The sequence below is a fragment of the Acinetobacter sp. UBA3025 genome (genome assembly GCF_002367915.1).
Classification (GTDB): domain Bacteria; phylum Pseudomonadota; class Gammaproteobacteria; order Pseudomonadales; family Moraxellaceae; genus Acinetobacter.
In genome coordinates this window covers 1-3,840 of the sequence record NZ_DFDO01000247.1, presented here as the reverse complement: position 1 = coordinate 3,840, position 3,840 = coordinate 1, and the positions used below count along the sequence as shown (strand labels likewise).

Sequence of the window (3,840 nt, the reverse complement as noted above, 5' to 3'; positions counted from 1 at the left end):
AGCGTATGTACCAGATAACTACGAAAATCCAGAGCCATCAGCTCGATCGGAATACTGATATCTTCAAAAAACTTGATACGACGATAATCGCAAATGGCCTTAAACAAGCCTTCTTTGTTGCCAAAGTACTTGTAAATAGAAGCCTTGGAACCGCCTGCATGCTGGACAATATCATCAAGAGAAACTGCATCATAACCATGTTCCAGAAACAGTTCGGTCGCAGAGACCAGCAGCGCAACGCAGCGCTCATGACCACGTTTGGTTTGTGGCAGATCTTTGGCGAGTGGTTCCAGATGAACAAGGTTTTGCATAGAGGATGGTATATCAACAGGTTATATAAACTTGGTAGTTCATCATAACAAATATATCCGCAGATTTCACAATCGGACCGGATGAAGACGGAATTTATTCAATGAGTCAAGTAAAACTTAAAAGTTTGACTAAAGTTTTAGAGTTTTTATTCTATTGGCTTGTAGCATCATGGTTCCAAATCGGTATACTCAAATCTCAATAATTATAGCCAAGACTGTGGAAGGGAAGATGACAGAACAAATGTCTGCAGGTTTAAAGTTTAGACAAGCGCTTGAAGTCGAAAAGCCATTACAAATTATGGGCACAGTGAATGCCTATGCTGCCATGATGGCCAAACAGGTCGGTTATAAAGCCATTTATCTCTCTGGTGCCGGTGTTGCAAACTATTCTTATGGTCTACCCGATCTAGGCATGACCAGCCTGGATAATGTTCTGGAAGATGTGCGTCGCATTACTGAACGTGTAGATACGCCATTACTGGTTGATATTGATACAGGCTGGGGCGGTGCATTTAATATCGCGCGCAGCATCAAGCAGATGATTGCTGCTGGCGCTGCAGCTGTGCATATCGAAGACCAAGTTGCACAAAAGCGTTGTGGTCATCGTCCGAATAAGGAAATTGTGACCCAACAGGAAATGGTTGACCGGATCAAGGCAGCTGTCGATGCCAAAATCGACTCAAACTTTGTAGTGATGGCACGTACCGATGCACTTCAGAAAGAAGGTCTGCAGGCAGTGATTGACCGTGCTTGTGCCTGTGTTGAAGCAGGCGCAGATGCCATTTTTGCTGAAGCGATGACAGACATTACCATGTATCGTACTGTATGTGATGCAGTTGGTGTCCCAGTATTGGCGAATATTACCGAATTTGGTGATACCCCATATTACACCACTGAAGAACTGGCTGAGCAGGGTATTCGCATGGTACTTTACCCGCTATCAGCTACCCGTGCGATGCAAAAGGCGGCACTGGAAGTCATGCGCTCAGTGCGTGAAAATGGTACACAGGTGCATGTTCTAGATAAAATGCAACCGCGTAAGGAATTATACGAATTTTTAGATTATCACAGCTTTGAAAACACATTAGATAAACTGTTCAAGCAGGAGAATTAAAACAATGGCTGAAGGAAAAGTACTCACTGGCGCAGGATTGCGCGGACAAGTCGCAGGAAAAACTGCGCTTTCAACAGTAGGCAAAAGTGGTGCAGGCCTGACCTATCGCGGCTATGACGTACAAGATCTGGCAGAAAACTGTCAGTTTGAAGAAGTCGCTTACCTGATTTTCTTTGGTGAATTACCAACTTCAGAACAGTTGGCTGCTTATAAAGGAAAACTGAAATCTTTGCGTGTACTGCCACAAGCACTAAAAGAAGTGCTTGAGCGCATTCCAGCCGATTCACATCCAATGGATGTAATGCGTACTGGCGTATCGATGCTGGGCAATCTTGAAACTGAACAGTCTTTTGATCAGCAACAGGACGTCGCAGACCGTATTCTGGCGACGCTACCAGCAATTATCTGCTATTGGTATCGCTATAGCCATGACGGCGTACGCATTGATGAAAATACCGATGATGATTCAATCGGTGCACAATTCCTGCATCTGTTGCATGGCAAGAAGCCAAATCAGCTGCATGAGCAGGTGATGAATGTATCCCTGATCCTGTACGCAGAGCATGAATTTAATGCTTCAACCTTCACAGCGCGTGTTTGTGCATCCACTTTGTCTGATCTGCATTCATGTATTACCGGCGCAATTGGTTCACTACGGGGTCCATTACACGGCGGTGCCAACGAAGCGGCAATGGACATGATTGAAAACTGGAAATCTCCAGAAGAAGCCGAGCGCGAAATGCTGGGCATGCTGGAGCGTAAAGAAAAAATCATGGGCTTTGGTCATGCGATCTATAAAGACAATGATCCGCGTAATGGCATTATCAAGCAGTGGTCTGAAAAACTGGCAAAAGATGTGGGTGATACTGTGCTCTATCCAGTATCAGTACGTTGTGAAGAAGTGATGTGGCGCGAGAAAAAACTGTTCTGTAACGCAGACTTTTTCCATGCTTCTGCTTATCACTTTATGGGTATTCCAACCAAACTGTTTACGCCAATCTTTGTGATGTCACGCGTCACAGGTTGGGCAGCACATGTGATGGAACAACGTGCAGATAACCGGATTATCCGTCCAAGCGCGGATTATACTGGTCCAGAATTGCGTAAAGTGGTTCCAATTGCTGAGCGCACTTCTGCTGCGTAAGCCAAAGATATTCTAAACATAAAAAATAAGGTTTCTATGAGGCCTTATTTTTTGCTAATTGTTTATGGAAGCTGGTTTAACGACTTAATAATGCCGGATCTTCAATGTGATAACCGGTTTCAAATGGGATGCCTAAGTATTTTACCGTTACCAGTATTTTATTCTGTTTCGTTACTTTGTAAGTTTGGCTTAATCTTAAATCTGCTTTATAGCTGACTGCTTGCTGAACAAGACTTTTATACTGGCCAGATTGCACTCGATATTGATAAGTCCATTTTGGAACTTTCTGTTTAGGGTCATGCCATGCAGGGGCAGTACCTTTGCTGGTCTTTAATAGCTTGAGCTGGATATTTTGCTTTTGCAGAGGTACTAACGGAATCAGACGCTTTTTAATTTTGGCAATTTCTTGTTCAAACTTACGACTGTCCTGATCGTAGTCAATCTGCTTGGTTTTTGGATTGATATACAGAGAGTTCACCTGAATTAACTGATTCGAGGTTTTGGATTTAAAATTATAATAATACAGTTGAGGTAGGCGTCCGCGACCATCGAGATAATGGCGCAACAGATAAAGTTTCTGGTCTTTGACTTCATAACCCAAAACCTCAATATTCTGTGGGCCACCGACAGTGGCGAAAGCGGATACAGGAATGCCAAGGGCGAGCAAAAGAGCTGCAATTCTTATTTTCATCACTGATCAGGCCTCATTAAAAACGTGCTTTTATAAAAATAATTTAACTATAAATACAGTAGAAATAATGAAGTTTGATCAGCACTCAATATAAACAGTTTTAGCTTTAGGTGTTGAGTAGATTAATCATGTCATGTGCGATGACGGCTGCCAGTTTATTGAGACGTTCCTGTGGAGTACCTTTAATATAATACTGGAACTGGTGAGTCTGAAGACCATCATAAACAGCGGCAAAGAAAGTACCTTCCGGCTTATCTGGGGTCGCGCTACCGCCTGGTTTAAGCAAGCCTGTACAAGCAATAATCCAGTCAGCTTCCTGAAACATTTTTTTGCCTGCCTCAGCCAGAGCAACCGTTACAGGCATGGATTCAGCTGAATGGGTACTAATCAGATTCGGAGAAATTCCCAAGACATTAATCTTCACAGACGGATCGTAGCACACTAGACCACCCAGCAAGATTTCAGCACCTTCATTTTTGCAAATTGAAAACTGACTGGTTAAATAGCCAGAACTTGCACTTTCAATAAAAGCAATCTTGATGTTTCTTTGTTCCAGCAGGCCACAACATGTTTTAATCAT

At 43.1% G+C, this 3,840-nt stretch carries 5 protein-coding genes; 2 read left to right on the top strand and 3 right to left on the bottom strand.

Translation table 11 applies throughout. The features are described 5' to 3' along the window. On the bottom strand, positions 1–311 hold a 311-nt coding region (locus B4J23_RS10520), incomplete at its 3' end, for a TetR/AcrR family transcriptional regulator (protein ID WP_291360519.1). A 229-nt stretch (positions 312–540) separates the two neighbouring features. On the opposite strand from B4J23_RS10520, the gene prpB reads away from it, so the two are divergent. Beyond that, positions 541–1,425: a methylisocitrate lyase gene (gene prpB, locus B4J23_RS10515; RefSeq protein ID WP_125279851.1), complete on the top strand. Its 885-nt coding sequence runs from the start codon at positions 541–543 to the stop codon at positions 1,423–1,425. A 4-nt stretch (positions 1,426–1,429) separates the two neighbouring features. Continuing rightward, positions 1,430–2,569 (top strand): bifunctional 2-methylcitrate synthase/citrate synthase, encoded by a 1,140-nt coding sequence (gene prpC, locus B4J23_RS10510; protein WP_125279852.1) that lies wholly within the window; start codon positions 1,430–1,432, stop codon positions 2,567–2,569. A gap of 76 nt (positions 2,570–2,645) precedes the next feature. Here the strand turns inward: prpC and B4J23_RS10505 are convergent, their stop codons facing one another. Beyond that, the gene (locus B4J23_RS10505; protein ID WP_291360521.1) at positions 2,646–3,260 is read right to left on the bottom strand and encodes an aminotransferase; all 615 of its coding nucleotides are present in this window, start codon (positions 3,258–3,260) and stop codon (positions 2,646–2,648) included. 106 nt (positions 3,261–3,366) lie between these two features. After that, a partial coding sequence (locus B4J23_RS10500; RefSeq protein ID WP_034702490.1) for a CinA family protein occupies positions 3,367–3,840 on the bottom strand: 474 nt, incomplete at its 5' end.

Excerpts from the sequence above, each read along its gene's own strand:
- prpB (WP_125279851.1), top strand. The coding sequence starts at position 541 with ATGACAGAACAAATGTCTGCAGGTTTAAAGTTTAGACAAGCGCTTGAA.
- prpC (WP_125279852.1), top strand. The coding sequence starts at position 1,430 with ATGGCTGAAGGAAAAGTACTCACTGGCGCAGGATTGCGCGGACAAGTC.
- B4J23_RS10505 (WP_291360521.1), bottom strand. The coding sequence starts at position 3,260 with ATGAAAATAAGAATTGCAGCTCTTTTGCTCGCCCTTGGCATTCCTGTA.